We start from the raw sequence: 18,165 nt of genomic DNA on the forward strand, positions 1-18,165 counted from the left end.
TAGATTAAAGGTTGAAGCGATAAAATTGACAGGTAAACTGTTGCCTAATTATTTTCAAAATTGCATTAATGCCCTTTTCGGCCTTGTTTACCACAGTATTTTCACCGAAATTGGGGCAAAACACCTTTATGGAGAAGAAGACTAAAATGACTTACGCGCCTGTAGTTGACGTATTGAGTGGAAAGTTAGCGGTAGACAGTGAAGTAACTGTTCGCGGTTGGGTTCGCTCACGTCGTGATTCCAAAGCTGGAATCTCTTTTATTGCTATTTATGATGGTTCTTGTTTTGATCCCATTCAGGCAGTAGTCCCTAATAGCCTTAATAATTACAACGACGAAGTCCTTAAGTTAACGACAGGATGCTCAGTTGAAATCACGGGTACCATCGTTGAATCTCCAGCTAAAGGCCAAGATTTCGAAATGGCGGCGACCAATGTTAAGGTTGTGGGATGGGTTGAAGATGCTGATACCTACCCAATGGCAAAAACACGCCATTCAATTGAATACCTTCGTGAAGTTGCTCACCTACGTCCACGTACCAACATCATTGGTTCTGTAGCCCGCGTTCGTAACTGTTTATCGCAAGCGATTCATCGTTTTTACCACGAACAAGGTTATGTGTGGCTTTCAGCGCCATTAATTACGGCATCTGACGCTGAAGGTGCAGGAGAAATGTTCCGAGTATCCACATTGGATATGAACAACCTACCTCGTACAGAAGCTGGTGACGTTGATTACAATGAAGACTTTTTTGGTAAAGAAACCTTCTTAACCGTATCAGGTCAGTTAAATGCCGAAACCTACGCGTGTGCATTAAGTAAAGTCTATACATTTGGCCCAACATTCCGTGCTGAAAACTCGAATACAAGCCGTCACCTTGCCGAGTTTTGGATGGTAGAGCCTGAAGTTGCGTTTGCCGATTTGAACGATGCAGCTAAACTCGCTGAGGATATGCTTAAGTATGTATTTAAGGCGGTTCTAGAAGAGCGTCGTGACGATCTAGAGTTTTTCGCTCAACGTGTCGATAAAGAAGCCATTACTCGTCTAGAAAAATTTGTTGATTCTGATTTCGCTCAAGTTGATTACACTGACGCGGTTCAAATCCTGATCGACTCAGGCAAAAAGTTTGAATTCGATGTTGAATGGGGAATCGATCTTTCATCTGAGCACGAGCGATTCTTAGCAGAAGAGCACTTTAAAGCTCCCGTTATCGTTAAAAACTACCCTAAAGACATTAAAGCGTTTTACATGCGCTTAAACGATGACGGTAAAACCGTTGCCGCCATGGATGTTCTTGCTCCTGGAATCGGCGAAATCATCGGTGGTTCACAACGTGAAGAGCGTTTGGATGTGCTTGATGCTCGCATGATTGAAATGGGATTAGATCCTGAACACATGAGCTGGTATCGTGATTTACGTCGTTACGGCACTGTTCCACATGCTGGATTTGGCCTTGGTTTTGAACGTTTGGTCTCTTACGTAACTGGTGTCGCTAACGTGCGTGATGTTATTCCTTTCCCAAGAACTCCGCGTTCCGCAAATTTCTAAAAATAGAATACCTGCTCCGCCATAAAAGCCGCTTATCAAGCGGCTTTTTTATGACTAAATTCTGTATTAGCGCATTTTTTAGTCTTAAGAATCACAGCTGTATTTGGGTTCAAATCAATCAAATAAACGATATTTATATATTTTCAAAATTACCTTCATCTATTGGTTGTAACACACCATTCATACAGGTATAAATAATGGGATTTGCACACTTTAACCCACCCTCAAAAATATGGACGAGAAACATGTTTGAAAAAATCGCAGCCGCCCCCGCAGACCCAATATTAGGCCTTACAGAAGAATTTAAAGCGGACCAACGTTCGAATAAAATCAACCTTGGAGTTGGTATTTATAAGAATGAAGAAGGGCAAACCCCTGTATTAGCAACGGTAAAGAAAGCAGAAGCTGCGCTTTTAGAAAGCGAAAAAACTAAATCATATTTAACTATCGAAGGGACTGCAGAATATGGCTTAGCTGTTCAAAAGCTTTTATTCGGCGAAAAGTCAAATATTGTTTCAAATAAGCTTGCGAAAACTGCACAAGCTCCAGGCGGAACTGGCGCCTTACGTGTGGCTGGCGAATTTATTAAACGTCAGCTCAATGACGCAACAATTTGGGTGAGTAATCCTACATGGGCAAACCATAAAGGCGTGTTTGCAGCAGCCGGCTTACCTATCTCAGAATATTCATACTACAACTCAGAGACCAAAGAGAAAAACTTCGCCGCAATGGTGGCTGATTTAGAGAAGGCATCTGAAGGTGATGTCGTTCTTTTGCACGGCTGTTGCCATAACCCTACCGGTATAGACCCAACGGAACAAGAGTGGGAAACATTAGCGAAGTTATGTGCTGAAAAAGGATTATTACCATTATTTGATTTTGCCTATCAAGGATTTGCTTCGGGTGTTGAAGAAGATGCACAAGGGTTGAGAATTTTCGCTAAGCACAATCAAGAAATTTTAGTCGCGAGTTCATTCTCAAAGAATTTTGGACTCTATAACGAACGCGTTGGTGCATTCACATTGGTTTCTGGCGATGCTGAACTTTCAACGACCGCTTTCTCACAGGTAAAAGCGATTATCCGTTCAATTTATTCTAACCCACCAGCTCACGGATCTGCTGTCGTTACCTATATTTTGAATGACGATGCTTTACGCGCTGAATGGGAAATTGAAGTTAAACAGATGCGCGACCGTATTCAAGAGATGCGTGAACTGTTTGTTGCTTCACTCAAAGCTGAGGGTGTTCAGGAAGACTTTAGCTTTATATCTCGTCAAAATGGAATGTTCTCATTCTCGGGTTTAACTAAAGAGCAAGTTAATCATCTTAAAGTAGAATTTGGTGTCTACATCGTTGGTTCAGGCCGCATCAGTGTCGCTGGTATGACTAAGTCCAATATGGGCCCGCTATGCAAAGCAATTGCTCAAGTATTATAAATTTATTAATTACTTCGTGAGAATTTAACAATTCAATGCTGATGATAGTCAAAGCCTCCAAATGGAGGCTTTTTTATCAAACGAGTTGTAATTTAGGACTAATCAAACTCTGCATAACGCGTAATGGTATTCGGCGTTAAATCGCCATGACTCCATATTTGATTCAGGTAATAGCGACTATAGAGTTGCACCTCAAATGGCTCATAATCCTCAGAATATTGATGACTCAATCTAAGCCCCAAATCTAAGTGTTTATAAAGTCGTGTTTCAATCCCGACCTCGCCACTAAAACCAAAGCTTTGACTCGTCGACGATTCTTCGTCAGTATTAAACAACCCATCACTTTTCACTGTTGAATAAGAGACCCCCGCTCCGCCCCATAACAATACTTTAGGAGTAATTCGCGTCGCATAGCTAACGGGAACGGAAAGTGAAAAGTAACTTTGAGGGCTGTAGTATCCACCTAAGCCATAGCTAAACTCATCCTGATTGTTATCAAACGAAAACCAAATTGAATTTAGAGAGACTGACAGTTGCTCTGAATCAGCCTGAATAAGCTTATGATACAGTCCTCCTAGCAATGCAGAACGGTGATTATCTTCCACATTATCACCGTTTAATTGATGATACTGCAGGCTCATCCAAGCTCCCCATGCGTTGCCTTGATCATAACTTAAGTCTACTTTGACACCAGTTTTTGTTACTTTACCCCACTCGGTTTCTTCTCGAGATTGACCATCGGTATTCTCTACGCCAGCGTATGAGACAATGGTGGAGGTCATAGGCCTTCGCGATAATGTCACATCGATACCAATACTTGAAATGTCAACGGGGATGGTTATGCCACCAACGATCGTTGATTTAGTATCGAAGTCTAGTCGTCCAATATCACCACTCCAACCATTCCCCCTAAACCCGATACCGAATAGTTGACCATTTATATTCTGATCGATATCGCTTTCACTTTGTTCGTTTAGAAAATCAATTTGTTTTATATTCCCAGTTTCAAGTTCCAGTAAATCCGCTCTGACAAAGAACTTTCCATCTATATCATCAACGGGGAAACTCACTTCAATTGGAATCGTTCGCTGAATATTTCTACTCGAATTTTGCGACGAATGAAATCCAATCGCTAAATCAATGTTTGACTGCGCTTGCATCGTGTCAATATCTGAACGAATCGCCTTACCAACCTCGGTCAAATCATCTTGGTGATATATTTCGTATAAATTTGATTGGTTCGACTTAGCGCGTGCATTGGTTGTCAATGCTCGAGCAGCAAGCTTGGGAGATAGGATTCGATTGCGATGAGAAACTGAGATCGAGAGCAAATCACTCATCAATTGACGATCGCGACCACTATTCTCGCTTAATTCATACAGTAGCTTAGTCGATTCATCTTCTCGATTGAGCTCGTCGAGTAATGTCGCTAAGGTTTTTGAGTCATCTAGACTTAACTTTTTACGTGAATGGTATAAGTCATCACTAAGCCTATATGCTTCATTGGTTTTACCTTCGTCCTCAACAATTGCCGACAACAGCGCCAATTTGACACTTAACTCGTTGGGAGATAACGATAGAGTCCGCCGATAAAGTGCGGTTGCTTTTTGACTATTACCATCGTCGCGCCACTCAGCGGCTTTTCGCAAATCAAATTCTGTTTTGATTTCACGCCAATCGGCTAACTGCTGAGCCGATAGATTGGTTTGCTTTGTGTAACCCCATTGCTTACTGAGACGTTCAAACTCATCATACAAGCCAAATGAAACCAGTAAATCCAAATACTCTAGCTGCAACGATTTAGGTTCATCTGACATTGGAATATCAGACGTTAATGCTACCGACGAACGATATGTTTCACCCATCGAAAACCACGATCTTAAAACCGCATAGCGCAACAATGAATCATCACTCACTTCATTAAGCAAGTTTTGAATCTGGCTGTTAGCGATACCATTATTTTTATCGTACTGGCGTGAAATAAAAGTAAGTCTTCGCTCAAGTTTAAGGCGACGTAACGTACTATGCATAGAAGGAGTAAAGCGTTTTAAACTGATTTGATTTAATACATCAATTGCTCCAGATACATTATCCAACCCCGAAAGGTAAATACTGTAAGCGTGAGCCATTTCAGGAGATTTGTCTTGTGAAAACCAACGCTTCATCAATGCGTTTGCTCTGCCTTCTTCACCAACATCAATGAGCCCTAATGCGACCTTCCTTCGTAACCATGCATCACTAATACCGTCATTTGCCAGTCGACCAATTAACGTCTTGGCACGCTGTGTATTCCCGGCTCTTAATGCTTTATCAAATTCATTGAGTTCGTTTTCGTACTTGGTATTTCTTACTAGGGTTTCAATTTGTTTTTGTTGAGATAGTGGTTTGAGATCATAATACTCGACGGCGTAACGCACGCCTCTCACTTCAACTAGCGATTTAAACTCACCTTCGAGTGCACGAGCGCTTGTTTTCTCTTTCGTGAGCGCAATTCGATAACTCTCTAGCGCTAATTGATATCTGTCACGCAGATAGTACGCATCTGCTAGTCCAATATAAGCTTCGGCGTAGTCGGGAATAATCGTTACTGCTTGAGCAAACAGATTCTGAGCTTCAAAGTAACTTTCCATCGCGAATTCTTGCTTTGCTAAAGCAAGTGTCGTCCAATATTCCGATTCATCACTGTATGACTGCCAATGTGCGCGCGTCTTTGAATCTTGTGATTTCGATATTGCTTGTTTGTACGCTTTTAATGCTGGGATTGCATGGCCCAATTCTGTTTCTATATGACCGAGTAATCCATATATCTCGGCATCTGCTCGCCCAGAAGTGATCACAGAATTGATTTTAAGTTTTGCTTGCTCATAGTTTTCATTGTCATAGAACATTATCGCTGCGTGCTTGGCTTGATAAACAGGGTCTCTCTTCTGAGCAATACTAGCGACCTTCATTTCTTTGATGTCGGCAAGATCGTTTAATACTTCTTTATCATCCGAAAATTTTTGTTCAAGCAATATAATGTCAGCAATTGAACGCTCCGTTGCGGGCAAATCAGAAATAAGCTTAAGCCATGATTTAGCCGCATGTTTCCCATAGGTATTGTCTGAAATAAATCGATTATATATGGCTCGCTTCAACGTATAATTAGAATCACTATTGGAAATATGATCTGCAAGTTCAATTTGATAACGAGTAACATTATTAAATTCAATATTTAGCTGATGCAAACCATGAAGCGCATTCGAGCGTGTCGCCTCAATTTTAGTTTCAATAATGAGGTAGTCGATAGCGATATCAGGAGCGGGTATCCCATGAGAAAACAGCGCCTGATACTGTTCACGCGCAAGTTGGTAACGTCCCGCTTTAGCGAGCAATTTAGCTCGTTGATATTCTGAACTGCGTTGAGTATGAATATCTTTATAGGTTATCAATAATTGATAATAACGACTATCAATAGGAATCGCCCTCAAAATCACATCGCTTTTATCAAACTCACCGCTATCAACAGCCATTAACCCTAGGTAATAGTTTGCTTCTATATTGTTCGGATCTACGGCTAATACTCGTTGAAGCGCGCCTCTAGCCAAATCGTATCGATAATTCGCATAGGCATTTTTACCCTGTTCTATCAAAGCCTCAATTAAGTTGCCTTTACTCGTAGTACCAGAAACTAAGGTTTTTCTAAGTTGTGTTAATTCTGATGACGTTGGCATTGTCGCCAAATAGTCAAAACTCAAGGGTTGAGAATAAGCTTCGCTACTGATACCGACTACCGCAAATGCAGCTAAAAGGGCTTTTAATCTAGTCATCATGATTTGCATTGCTCATTTGATGGGAGAATTAACTCTCCAGACGCACCGAACCGATAACGACCTTCCAGCCAACCTAACGAATACAAGGTTAGTACTGAGTCATAGTAACGTTCGTTATTATCAAATTTCATACCCTTTTTGACGCGTGCTAACTGCCGCTTCAAAGCTCTATTCTCGTTTAACGACTTAAGCATTGGTAGCATCGAAGCCGAGAAACCCTCACTACCTTGCTCCTTAGCCGTACCTCGAATGGTATTCGCAAGACGCGGTGGATACCCTTTTACTTTTGTGCTGCTCACCATGGGCTTAAAGCGTTTAAGCAATGCCTCTTTTTGTGGTGCATCATCGTGGAGCATCCCAGCCCATAAATAACTTCTAATTGAGTTGTAGCTCCCTACACCATCTGTTTTCCGATCGACCTGTAGTTTTCCGTTGGTGACTTCAATCCAGTCTGGTGAGAAACCATTATGTGCGGAATCGTAAGTGACGCGGTAACCACTAGAAATCAAATCATCCCACTTTGAATCACTGTTTAATTGGGCGATTCGCTCTAAGATCTGAATTGGGCTATAGCTAGGATTGAGCCTGTATGTATTACGACCAAGATCGAAACCCACAGGACCAGGCAAAAGTACGAGTCCATAGTTATCGACGTTTACCGTTTCATACTCCAAAATGTTTTTTGCTAAACGCTTGCTTGCGGAACGATAGGCGTAGTTATTCCAGATAATACCGGCTTCAGCCAAATCATAGGCAATCCACAAATCAGAATCTGATGCCGAGTTGCTGTCTAACACATCGTAACGACCAAGTTCTTTGTTCCATCCCCACAACCACGCAGGTAGCGTGCTGCCTATATTGCCATTGGAGAGTTCAGTCTGAGTCCAATGAAATAACTGATCAAACGTTTTTCTGTCATTGGCAACGAGAGCAAAAAACATTGCATAAGATTGCCCTTCTGAGGTTGTAATTTTGCGTTCGTCGCTGTAATCGATAACTCGACCATCTACGATAAAATGCTCTTTGAACCCTTCCCACTCAGGCCAATCACACTGCTCGGCAAAGCTTGTGAAAGAAGGAAGCATCAACAATCCAATTATCGATTTTACATTCATCTAATCCTGCTCCATTTAATCAGGTTTTCCGTTTTTTCGGTCATGTGCAATATTTGAGAGTGCTCGCCATACTAGATAACTAAAGAAAACGATAAAAACTAAAAGTCCCGCTAATAGAGCCGTAGAGAATTGTGAAGCATGAAACCAAATAAACTTCATAATTGGAAGTGAGCCAATGTAGTAACTCTCTTTTGCCTCAAAGCTTTTAATTTCTTGTGAATTAATAACCGCGGTACCACCGTAAAACACATCCCCACTCACTGTTCCTTTAAACAACGGGGACAACAACTCCATAGCGTTACTTGACGACATATTAAGCGCAACAACGGTTCTTTCTGATGTCGCGGAAGACTCAAAACTCGACACCGTTGCCATCGCACCACTTTGAGTGAGTTTGACGTCATTTTGGAGTTTATCGACAGATGTTTTATCTTGTTGAACCATTGACGAAAATTCAACAGTTCCATCATTACCAAGGATGACACGGTTTTGCTCTTGCCCTAATTCAGTCAAAACTTCAGACGGCAAATTAACGGCGAAAATATCCTTACCGGTCAAAGATGCGGATGTTTTTCCGTAGGCAAGAGAAACGTAATAACCTGGGAATCCCGATGTCGAACCGGTAAATGCCATAAAGTTAATATAACTCTGCAAATCGTTCTGATTCGGAGTTTCAGGCAATATAACCAAGGTATCGGCTAAGTCAGCTAAGCGCGTATAAGGGAAAGCACTGTTGGCAAACGACGACAAGTTGGGCATTTCCATATAGTGAGGAAAACCAGAGAAATCAATCGTCGAATTGGGATTAATCGAACCAAAAAATGCATTCGCGCGCTCAGTGGAACACTCCCCTTGGTTTCCATTGGCAAATTGAAATTTAAGTCCTAGTTTGTTCTGCTCACCTTGACTTACCATGGGCGCCATACTCAATGCAGCATTAATACCATCAATCACTGGAAGGGACATTGAGTTTGATTCTTCTGCACCACTCACTTCATCCAATGAAAATGCACCAGAGAACTGACCATTTAAACTCACGGTTAATTGAGAAATTTGATCGGGCTTTAAAGGAGAATAGCGATAGGAGACATCAAGCTCAGCACCTTTACTGCGCCAAACAAATAAGTCAGGTGGAAGCGTAAAATCAAACCCTATAGCACCACCATGATTTCCTTGTTGTTCAAACTGATATGACTCGGAAATAAGTTCGCCAAACTTGACAGGTGCTGACGTATTGAGCCATTTAGGGGCATCATAAGGTAAACGAGGTTGAGGAGGTTCAATGTAGTCTACACGGCTAATCGGGCCATTAAGTGCTGTTTGATTAGAGATCAAGCCAAGCACAGCATTTTGTAGGTCTGCTTCATCGCGCCCCATAACAAGTAGTAGTTTATGATACTGACTAGTAGGGTGATCGATCACTTCTAAATATGCACCATCAACATCCGTTAAGTCAGCCAGAAACGAAGGTTTTTGATCGTTAGTTAGTAGGACTATCGCATTCGATTGTGGCAATTGATCTTCGACCAAACTAAAGTCGGTGTCTCTCCAATCTGCTAGCGCGCCAAAATAAGATGCAACTATGCCACTTTGCTTAATGACACCTAAGGATGGCGAGGAACTTGTTACTAATGGCAATGCAAGTGAAGTAGAATCTCGAGGGTCAAAAAAAGGTGCTGGTAATATACTCAGATTGTTCGCTAACTCTAGACGTTGAGTTTCGATGATTAATGAGCTTTGTTCGGCAAGTTCTAGCCAAATGTTTGCGCGATCTGGGTGCTGACATTGATCTTCAGTAAAGCCGACAAGTTCAAATTTTAGTTGATTGTAATCAGTAATAAACTCATTCATCAGTTCGATATCAACGCTCGACTGACTGCCTACATTTCGCTTATCGAACTCAATCACTTTGGTTAATTGATCATTAAGGTAGATTTTCAGATGCGAAGAGTTCTCCAACAGTGAAGGAGACGCAATATAATTTAATCTAACACTCGTAGACTCAGCGACTTGATCGAGCCTTAACCCAAACCCAAGGTATCCGACGCTTTGGTTACCCTGTAATTTTAACGTCCCTGCCACACCAAGATCTTTGAACGAATACTCATGTAAGAGTGAGGATTGACTCTTGTTATCTGCGGCCAATGTCATCGAAGGATAAGCAGCAATTAATGGTACAGCTATCAATGCGGCTTGTATCAACGCGTTTTTCATTTTCATGTTCATAAATTAAAGTTCTTTAAGAATGGGATGTGGTTTAAGAGAAACTAACAATTTAGCCACTGGCAATAGGGGTTTGTATCTGCCCAATTTAACGTTACAAATATTCTTCACTAATTGATAATAGCCTACTCCACCAGCGTTAAATATTTGCAATAAGCTGTCTAAAGGCTTGTCGTGTTTATATTCATTTTGCCAACGGCTCCATATATCTGAGCGTGCAAAGGTACATTGCACATATTCGACCTGCTTAGCTAATGACATAGTTTCAAACTGTAAACGACAGCTTGAAGCATCAACTGCAATCACGTTAGCGTCGAAACTACAACGTTGTTGCCCTTTTTGCAGAATCAACATTACCTTGTCACCGGACGTGAGTTGATGACCAAGTTCTGACTCGATATTCCACTTCAATTTCACTCCGCTTAATGAGAAGTCAATCATTTCTGTCTCAACCCGATAACCGCCTGGTATTTTCATTTGAGCAGAAAATGCGGTGCCGACCCGATGCTCTTTGCGTACTTGTTTAGATTCCTGAGCAATCGCGATAGCTGCGCCGATGATCAGTAAATTGTATGCCGTCCACATCAGATTAACGGCTATCGTGGATGACGTACCAAAATCATCAAGGTCTAATTTGAATAGACCAAATATGACGCCAATTAAATTTAATCCCATAAATACCAAATATGGCGTCGAGATTAACCAGTCAAAATGCGACGACGGGATTAACCCACCCTTAGCGGTCACATTAAATGTGCCTTTATGAGGCGCAAACAAGGCTACCGTAGTTGGTCTTGCGATATACCACGCAAGTACAGTTTCATATACCTCTCCCCAAAACGAGTAGCGATACTTACCTTGAATCTTCGAGTTTGTAATATTGGAAATAACCATATGGGGGATCACGTACGCCAATAGTGCTACTGCTGGTGCATCAATAATATGAGCGCCGAAAACTAAGTAACCCAAGGGAGCCAACAAGAAAATCATTCTTGGAATGCCCGACAAGAAATGGAGCATTGCATTCAGGTAGCACAAGCGCTGTCGCCAATTCAAACCAACACCTGCCAGTGGGTTATCAATGCGAAATATCTGAGCCATTCCCCGTGCCCATCGAATTCTTTGCCCGATATGAGCAGAAAGTGTCTCTGTCGCTAACCCCGCAGAAAGGGGCTGCTTCAAATATGCTGACTTATAACCTAATCGATGAAGCCTTAAAGAGGTATGAGCATCTTCTGTTACCGTTTCGACAGCAATACCACCGACTTCTTGCAACGGACCTCGCTTAATTATCGCGCAAGAGCCACAAAAGAATGCCGCGTCCCAAAGATCGTTGCCGTCTTGAACTAATCCATAAAATAGACTGCCTTCATTAGGTACTGACCGAAAATTATTAAGATTTCGTTCAAACGGATCTGGTGAGAAAAAATGATGAGGGGTTTGAATTAACGCGAGGTTTGGATCCTCTTGGAACAACCCCATAGTGAGCTGAAGAAATGCGCGAGTTGGTATGTGATCGCAGTCAAATATTGCAATAAAGTCACCATCCGTTTTTAGTAGTGCTTTATTAATATTTCCGGCTTTAGCATGCTCATTGGTGGTTCGAGTTATGTAGCCGACGTTAGCTAACTCTGCAAACTCCTCAAAATCCGTTCGCTTACCATCATCAAGAATGTAGATGTTGAGCTTATCTTTGGGCCAATCGATTCCTTGAGCAGCGAACACCGTTGCCCTAACGACATCTAGAGGTTCATTATAACTTGGTATGAAAACGTCAACACTTGGCCACTTAGTTGTGTCTGAAACTAACTGCTTGGGGACCCGATTTAACGGCCACGAGTTTTGAAAATACCCTAACATCAGAACGACCCATGCATAAACCTCGGCGCAAAGTAAAATAACGCCAAATGCAGTAGACATCGCGTCATGCCAGTTAATTGTTTCGGATAAACGCCACCAAATATAACGAGTAGACACAATGGCCGAGATCGACATCATGACAAGCAATGAAATACGCCCTGGTACGGAACGTAATACAAATGCAACCAAAGTAATAATTCCAACACTCATTATTTGCTGTTCTAATGATAATGGAACCATCACAAACACCGTCGCTATAGCTGCAAACACACTAAGAAAGAACGCGAGAATAACTTTATTTACGATTAATTTAGACGTGGACTGTGCCTTATTATCTGAACGTTCATTTCTATGTTCGAAATCGGTAATTCGTTTTCCAACAAAAGAAATTTTGCGCTTTAACGTCGTTAGAACAAACCTAGCGCCCATCGCTATCCAGGAGGGAAAATAGAAAAATAGTGTGAGTAGTTTAGATAAAAGAACAAACAGTAACCAAATGGATTGAATGCAAAATCGTAGAGGATCTACCAACGAAGGGCGACAAAAATTCACATTAGGATACAGTGAAACCAGTAACTTCCAAGAAGCAATCCCATTGATGGTTGATGTGAGTATAATCGATGAAAAAAGCCACCAGAACCCAACTAACACTCGCCCGACACCTGACGAAGTTACACCGTAATGCGCCTCAAACAGTGCCATTACATCGGTAAAACCAGATTTCGACTTACCAGCGGAATTATTCACTATCAGTATCCGCTTCAAGCCATGTTCCGCACCATTGCGCCAGGTTCTCTATATTCTTGTGGGCAAAGGATTTATTTGCGTACGATTTTAGCGTAACCATGTTCGCTGCCGCTTCTAGAAATTCAGGGGAATTGAAAATAGGATCAGGCAAAATTCTATCAGTAAACTCGTCGCTAATAATGGTATACAGATCATTCTCAATACTTAGCTCAGGGCTATATCTGTTGATGAGTAATTTCACATTATCGTTGTCGAAATATGAGTTATTTAGTGAGCCATTCAGCATATTTAAGCGTTGATAAGTCTGTGCATCAGCGGCCCCAACTACTATGACCAAATCGAATAATTCAGACAAATCAACGAAACGATGAAATTCATGTGGTATGTGGACGACCGAATAAGATGGAGTACCTTGTTCATCAAATTGCTTCAGCGTTCTACTAAGCTTACTTAAACAATGACAATCATCGATGTGCACAAGACTGAAACCAGAATTGTGGGGGTTTGAAAAAAACGTAAATGGTAAATCGCTGGAATAGATAGAATCTAACTTATTGTTAAAACAAGAAGAATCTAACTCTGCTTTCCATTCTACACTCAAATCAATACTTTGACCGTAATGAAGAGATAATTGATCCATTTCATCGGTTTGCCAAAGCCAAGTTTTGTGTGATATCGATAATATATCCGCAAGATTAGCAGCGACTGTTGTGGCACCACATCCAGATTTTAGATTAAGCAGCGCAATTGTTTTCATTTAAATTTTGACCATCTGAAGAGTTATTTTTGTCCAAAACATTAATATCTTTGTTAATGAGAGAAAATATTGCCCATTTCCTACGAATCCTATCTAAATCATTAGATTGATTTATTTCATTATAGATCCCATTAGATATTTCATAGTTTGCATAAATTTCTTCTATATCTTTACTCTTCACTTTAGCTCCTAATCTAGCCTACCAACAATGAATGGATAGAATCACTTAAAACTAAACCTAATATTAGTAGCTATAAAAAGTAATGCAATTTCCAGTCTTAAATCTAATACATTCAAATGTATAGGTTAGTTTAATCTAAATTAAAAGAATATCTCTCAGAATTGATACATCTAAGATGTTAATCTATATTTAAATACACAATTTATTCTACTCCGAAGTAATACTTCCAAGAGACACCAAAGCATGTCAACACCATCAGAATTAATTTCTCACAATTTCAAAAAGTTAAACATTGACATAAAATGGTGGAACGTATATTTCGTGATAAAATTTTATCTTTTTTTTACCGATCTTATAGATTTTAACCTTATTTATAACATTGCTTTTTTCTTGTTAATAATTTTATTACCACAGATTCTCTCCAATCGCTTTCTTCAAAAATTAATTCTTGGTTTCATAGCATGCTGTCTATTATATTTCGACTCTTTTCTTCCACCATTTACTAGCTTAATTAATCAATTAGAATCGGTATTACAATTTGATACACTTTACCTACTTGACTTAATTCAACGCTTCGTCGATATAAAAGTATTTATTGGCTTTCTAGCATTATGCGTCGTTTATAATTTTATTCGTCATTACCTCCGTATTACCGTTATTGTATTATTGACTATTTGCTATATTTCACTAATTCAATTGACCTCATCGTCGATACAAAACAATTCGATAAAAAATAATCTATCCGAAAACACGCTTAGCCTAGATGAAACACTGTCTTCATATAGGGACAATTTTTTTGATAATCAAAAATTAAAGCAAACTCACTTGGTTGCAGATTCGAATTCCGTCGCACCTTTTGACATGTTGTTCATCAGTATTTGTTCACTATCATGGGATGATTTAAAACTTGCGCAATTATCAGAACATCCATTATTTCAACGGTTTGATATAACATTTACAAACTACAATTCTGCCACCTCTTATAGTGGGCCAGCTGTAGTGAGACTTTTACGTGCAGGATGTGGTCAGCCAAGTCACTCTACGTTGTTCGATGAAGCAAACAGTCAAGCATGTTATCTCTTCGAGAACCTTAGCAAACTTGGTTTTGATACTAGTATCACAATGAATCACAATGGGGTGTTCGATAACTTTACTCAATTGATTGGTGAAGCTGGGCATATGACGAACATCACAACCGAATATAATACTCTTGACCGATATCAGGTTGCATTTGATGGTTCGCCTATAAAACGAGATCTAGACGTATTGGATCAAGTATTGAAAAAGTCTGACTCCGATGTAACAAATAGTGTCACCTTATACAATACGATCTCATTACATGATGGTAATCGTATTGTTAATAGCGACAATTCAACCAGTATCGTCAGTTACAAGCGTCGGCTTAACAACCTTCTTAGTGATTTAGACACCATATATCAACAAATAGAAGATAGCGGCAGGAATATCACTGTCGTATTCATACCTGAGCATGGTTCTGGCTTGCGCGGTGATAAAATACAAGTATCTGGTATCCGTGACATCCCCGCCCCAGCGATCATTAATATTCCTGTTGGGGTCACTTTCTTTGGAGCAAACCTTAATAAGCAAGACTCTCGTATTCAGATAGATGCCCCATCAAGTCATTTAGCGTTAGGACAACTTACGACAAACATCATTGATAGTAATACGTACGGTGCAAGACATTTAGATTTAGACTTACTTACTGCAAACCTACCTTCAACACCGATCGTTGCTCAAAATGCTGGAGTGACAATGATGATGAAAGATGACAAAAGTTACATCACACTCGATGAACGGACTTGGAATGAATATCCTACCAATGAATAGTCGCAATAGATCACGCAATTCACAGCAGATATATCGAACGTTTTCACTCATATGCTACTAAGCTCTCACTTTTCAGCTATTAGATACTGATCACTTAATTGGTTAATGCGCCTTAAACTGCATCTTGTACTAAAGTTAACAGTACTATTAGATGTATATAGGTAAGCTCAATGACTCTTAGTAAACGATGGCTGTATACACTTTTATTTTGTTTCTCGATAACCAATGTAAGTGCCAACTCCGCCCCTCACAGGTTCAAAATTCTTCATGTAATGAGTTATCACCATAGTTGGGATTGGAATATCCAACAATTCCAGGGTTTTAAAGATGGCATAGGCGATTTAGATGTCGACTACAAAGTCATTGAACTTGATACAAAAAGAGTCAGTTCTGTCTCTGCCATTGAAACTAAAGCTAAATTAGCCAAAGAAACAATCTCCAACTGGAAACCTGACCTTTTATACACCAACGATGATAATGCCCAAAAATACGTTGCTCAAGATTATGTTGGATCAGCTATGCCGATCGTATTTAGTGCCGTAAATCGAGCCCCATCTGAATATGGCTTTTTAGGATCTTCAAATGTGACTGGTGTAATGGAGTATGAACATATTATTCCAACCATCAATTTGCTCCGTCAAATCCAACAAGATATCAAGCGTATCACCGTTATCGTTGATAACGATCCAACCTGGGTTGGTGTTATTTCTAGAATGAAAGAAGCGTTAGTACCGGAAATGGAGATAGACGTCGTTAATTGGTCGCTCATGCATACTTTTGATGAATACAAAGAAACGATTACGCAGCTTCAGAATGAAGTTGATGCTATTGCACTCCTTGGTGTATTTAATCTCAAAGATCGTTTAGGCAATAATGTAGATTATAAAAAAATACTAAAATGGACAGCAGAGAATAGTCAACTACCCGACTTTTCATTCTGGGAGTCTAGAGTTGATAATGGAACCCTTTGTGCCGTTGCAGTTTCTGGGTATGAACAAGGCCACCTCGCAGGTGTTATGGCACGCAGAATATTAAAAGATGGAGTAAGTCCCAAGTCAATAAAGATGTCCCCAAGTCTAAAAGGTGAGCCCATGATTAGTTTATCTAGAGCAAAAGATTTAGGCATTAAACTGGATGTTCAATTGCTGTTGGATAACTCAGTCAAAAATAAATACAGCTGGGATTAATAGTAACGTGCAAGGTTTACTCAGTCGAAAAATAACACTCATATTTAGCGCCGGACTTATTTTAGTGACGGTAATTCTTGTGACTATGTTTTCAAAAGAGATCAGCAACCGCTATCACGATGTGTTAATTGAAAGAGGGAATAACGCGGCGAGTAAACTCGTATTTCAGACAGAGAAGCTGTTAAAGTTAGGCTTGCTTCCTGAGGAATTCAATGGCTATGAGACCCTTTTAAGCAAAGTGTTCGACAATATTGAAGGTTTATTGTCCGTTACACTTTGTGACGAAAGTGGCAAAAGTTTGTTTACCTTCCCTAATACTGATGACGTCGTATATACAGAAAACAAGCATCTACTTACTTTCAGTCATACTTCGAATATGAGCAGTTACACAATAAAGAAAGCTGTCAGCAGTACTGTACCGCATCAGCTATATATTGTTGTTGAACTCGACCAGAATTATATTTTTAAAAATACTACTGCTTTTATTAACACAATTTTACTTCACTCTGGAATCGTGTCACTTTTAGCTATCTTAGCAATACTCGTTTTCCTTCGGCTCAATTTTGGACAACCATTGCATAGTCTTATCTCCCAAATTCAAAGCCTTGAAGTTGACCAAGATAAGACACTTCAAAGCGACCTTACTCAACGGAAAGACGAAATAGGAATTGTGGCTAATTCATTTGAGCAACTCATCAAACGTCTTTCATATCATCAAGATACATTGGCGAAGACAAACCAGGAGCTAATGTCAATAACCGAAGAACTTGAGTATCGTGTATCAATGCGAACCCACGAGTTAGAAGAAGCGAATGAAAAGTTAGAGTCTATCGCGCATTATGACTTTCTGACGGGTTTATTCAATCGTCATAATTTGAAATCTATTCTTGAGCAACGTATCGAATATTGCAAAATGCATAATCAAACATTTGCGCTGATTATGCTTGATCTCGATGATTTCAAGTTAATTAATGACAAATATGGGCATACTGCAGGGGATGTTGTATTGGGAACAATAGGACAGCGAATGCGTAATTCGTTAGATGACCTAGATTATATTTTCAGATTCGGTGGTGATGAGTTTATCTTAATCGTTGAGGATTTCAAAGATATCGAATCATTAGAGATACTGGTTATTAATATTAAAGACGTTATTTCTCAGCCTGTACCATATGAGAATTTAATACTACCTGTAAATGTAAGTATCGGCGTCTCTTTCAGTGATATTTATGAAAGCTTCGATATTGATAAAATAATACAACTTGCTGACAATTCGATGTATAAAGCCAAAAAGAATAAACTTGATTATGTTATTAATAACATAATGTAAATTTTCGATAATTAAAGACCAAAATAATAAATAAACTTTTTTACAATGCATTTATTAACACCTATTTATATTGACAAATCCATATTTATACTCATCCACTAATGCTAATTTTATAACTAGCG

11 protein-coding genes are annotated in these 18,165 nt (G+C 39.8%); 5 read left to right on the top strand and 6 right to left on the bottom strand.

The annotated features are described in order from the left end of the window. The first annotated feature begins 146 nt into the window (after window positions 1-146). Together asnS and ACXJY6_RS12515 are read left to right on the top strand one after the other, a co-directional pair. Complete coding sequence (gene asnS, locus ACXJY6_RS12510) at window positions 147-1,547, top strand: asparagine--tRNA ligase (RefSeq protein ID WP_456049895.1); 1,401 nt, start codon at window positions 147-149, stop codon at window positions 1,545-1,547. Between the two features lie 245 nt (window positions 1,548-1,792). After that, the gene (locus ACXJY6_RS12515) at window positions 1,793-2,983 is read left to right on the top strand and encodes an amino acid aminotransferase (protein ID WP_458768558.1); all 1,191 of its coding nucleotides are present in this window, start codon (window positions 1,793-1,795) and stop codon (window positions 2,981-2,983) included. Window positions 2,984-3,081: 98 nt separating this feature from the next. Here the strand turns inward: ACXJY6_RS12515 and ACXJY6_RS12520 are convergent, their stop codons facing one another. Genes ACXJY6_RS12520 through ACXJY6_RS12545 form a run of 6 tightly spaced genes read right to left on the bottom strand, consistent with a single transcriptional unit; the run spans window position 3,082 to window position 13,678 of the window. After that, on the bottom strand, window positions 3,082-6,795 hold the full coding sequence (locus ACXJY6_RS12520) for a cellulose synthase subunit BcsC-related outer membrane protein (protein ID WP_458768559.1): 3,714 nt from the start codon (window positions 6,793-6,795) through the stop codon (window positions 3,082-3,084). Further along, a complete protein-coding gene (gene bcsZ, locus ACXJY6_RS12525) occupies window positions 6,792-7,910 on the bottom strand; it encodes a cellulose synthase complex periplasmic endoglucanase BcsZ (protein WP_458768560.1) in 1,119 nt (372 codons plus the stop codon). Before bcsZ ends, ACXJY6_RS12520 begins: the two co-directional genes overlap by 4 nt. A 15-nt stretch (window positions 7,911-7,925) precedes the next feature. Further along, window positions 7,926-10,136, bottom strand: a complete 2,211-nt coding sequence (bcsB, locus tag ACXJY6_RS12530) for a cellulose biosynthesis cyclic di-GMP-binding regulatory protein BcsB (protein ID WP_458768561.1) — start codon at window positions 10,134-10,136, stop codon at window positions 7,926-7,928. Between the two features lie 3 nt (window positions 10,137-10,139). Beyond that, window positions 10,140-12,695, bottom strand: coding sequence for a UDP-forming cellulose synthase catalytic subunit (gene bcsA, locus ACXJY6_RS12535; protein WP_458768589.1), 2,556 nt, complete (start codon window positions 12,693-12,695; stop codon window positions 10,140-10,142). A 37-nt stretch (window positions 12,696-12,732) separates the two neighbouring features. Beyond that, window positions 12,733-13,497 (bottom strand): ParA family protein, encoded by a 765-nt coding sequence (locus tag ACXJY6_RS12540; protein WP_458768562.1) that lies wholly within the window; start codon window positions 13,495-13,497, stop codon window positions 12,733-12,735. Next, window positions 13,475-13,678 carry a hypothetical protein gene (locus ACXJY6_RS12545; RefSeq protein WP_456049902.1) on the bottom strand — a complete coding sequence of 68 codons (204 nt, stop codon included), beginning with the start codon at window positions 13,676-13,678 and terminating at the stop codon, window positions 13,475-13,477. Before ACXJY6_RS12545 ends, ACXJY6_RS12540 begins: the two co-directional genes overlap by 23 nt. 243 nt (window positions 13,679-13,921) lie before the next feature. On the opposite strand from ACXJY6_RS12545, the gene bcsG reads away from it, so the two are divergent. The 3 genes from bcsG (at window position 13,922) to ACXJY6_RS12560 (ending at window position 18,043) form a co-directional block, all read left to right on the top strand. Then, on the top strand, window positions 13,922-15,526 hold the full coding sequence (gene bcsG, locus ACXJY6_RS12550; RefSeq protein ID WP_458768563.1) for a cellulose biosynthesis protein BcsG: 1,605 nt from the start codon (window positions 13,922-13,924) through the stop codon (window positions 15,524-15,526). A gap of 170 nt (window positions 15,527-15,696) precedes the next feature. Further along, entirely contained in the window at window positions 15,697-16,713 is a 1,017-nt protein-coding gene (locus ACXJY6_RS12555; RefSeq protein ID WP_458768564.1) for an ABC transporter substrate-binding protein, read from the top strand. Between the two features lie 7 nt (window positions 16,714-16,720). After that, window positions 16,721-18,043: a GGDEF domain-containing protein gene (locus ACXJY6_RS12560; protein WP_458768565.1), complete on the top strand. Its 1,323-nt coding sequence runs from the start codon at window positions 16,721-16,723 to the stop codon at window positions 18,041-18,043. Window positions 18,044-18,165: the final 122 nt, after the last annotated feature.

Source organism: Vibrio phycocola (assembly GCF_054404255.1).

Coding starts and splice junctions, on each gene's coding strand:
- asnS (WP_456049895.1), top strand. CDS start 147: ATGACTTACGCGCCTGTAGTTGACGTATTGAGTGGAAAGTTAGCGGTA.
- ACXJY6_RS12555 (WP_458768564.1), top strand. CDS start 15,697: ATGACTCTTAGTAAACGATGGCTGTATACACTTTTATTTTGTTTCTCG.
- ACXJY6_RS12515 (WP_458768558.1), top strand. CDS start 1,793: ATGTTTGAAAAAATCGCAGCCGCCCCCGCAGACCCAATATTAGGCCTT.
- bcsA (WP_458768589.1), bottom strand. CDS start 12,695: ATGGCACTGTTTGAGGCGCATTACGGTGTAACTTCGTCAGGTGTCGGG.
- bcsG (WP_458768563.1), top strand. CDS start 13,922: ATGTCAACACCATCAGAATTAATTTCTCACAATTTCAAAAAGTTAAAC.
- ACXJY6_RS12540 (WP_458768562.1), bottom strand. CDS start 13,497: ATGAAAACAATTGCGCTGCTTAATCTAAAATCTGGATGTGGTGCCACA.
- bcsB (WP_458768561.1), bottom strand. CDS start 10,136: ATGAACATGAAAATGAAAAACGCGTTGATACAAGCCGCATTGATAGCT.
- ACXJY6_RS12520 (WP_458768559.1), bottom strand. CDS start 6,795: ATGATGACTAGATTAAAAGCCCTTTTAGCTGCATTTGCGGTAGTCGGT.
- bcsZ (WP_458768560.1), bottom strand. CDS start 7,910: ATGAATGTAAAATCGATAATTGGATTGTTGATGCTTCCTTCTTTCACA.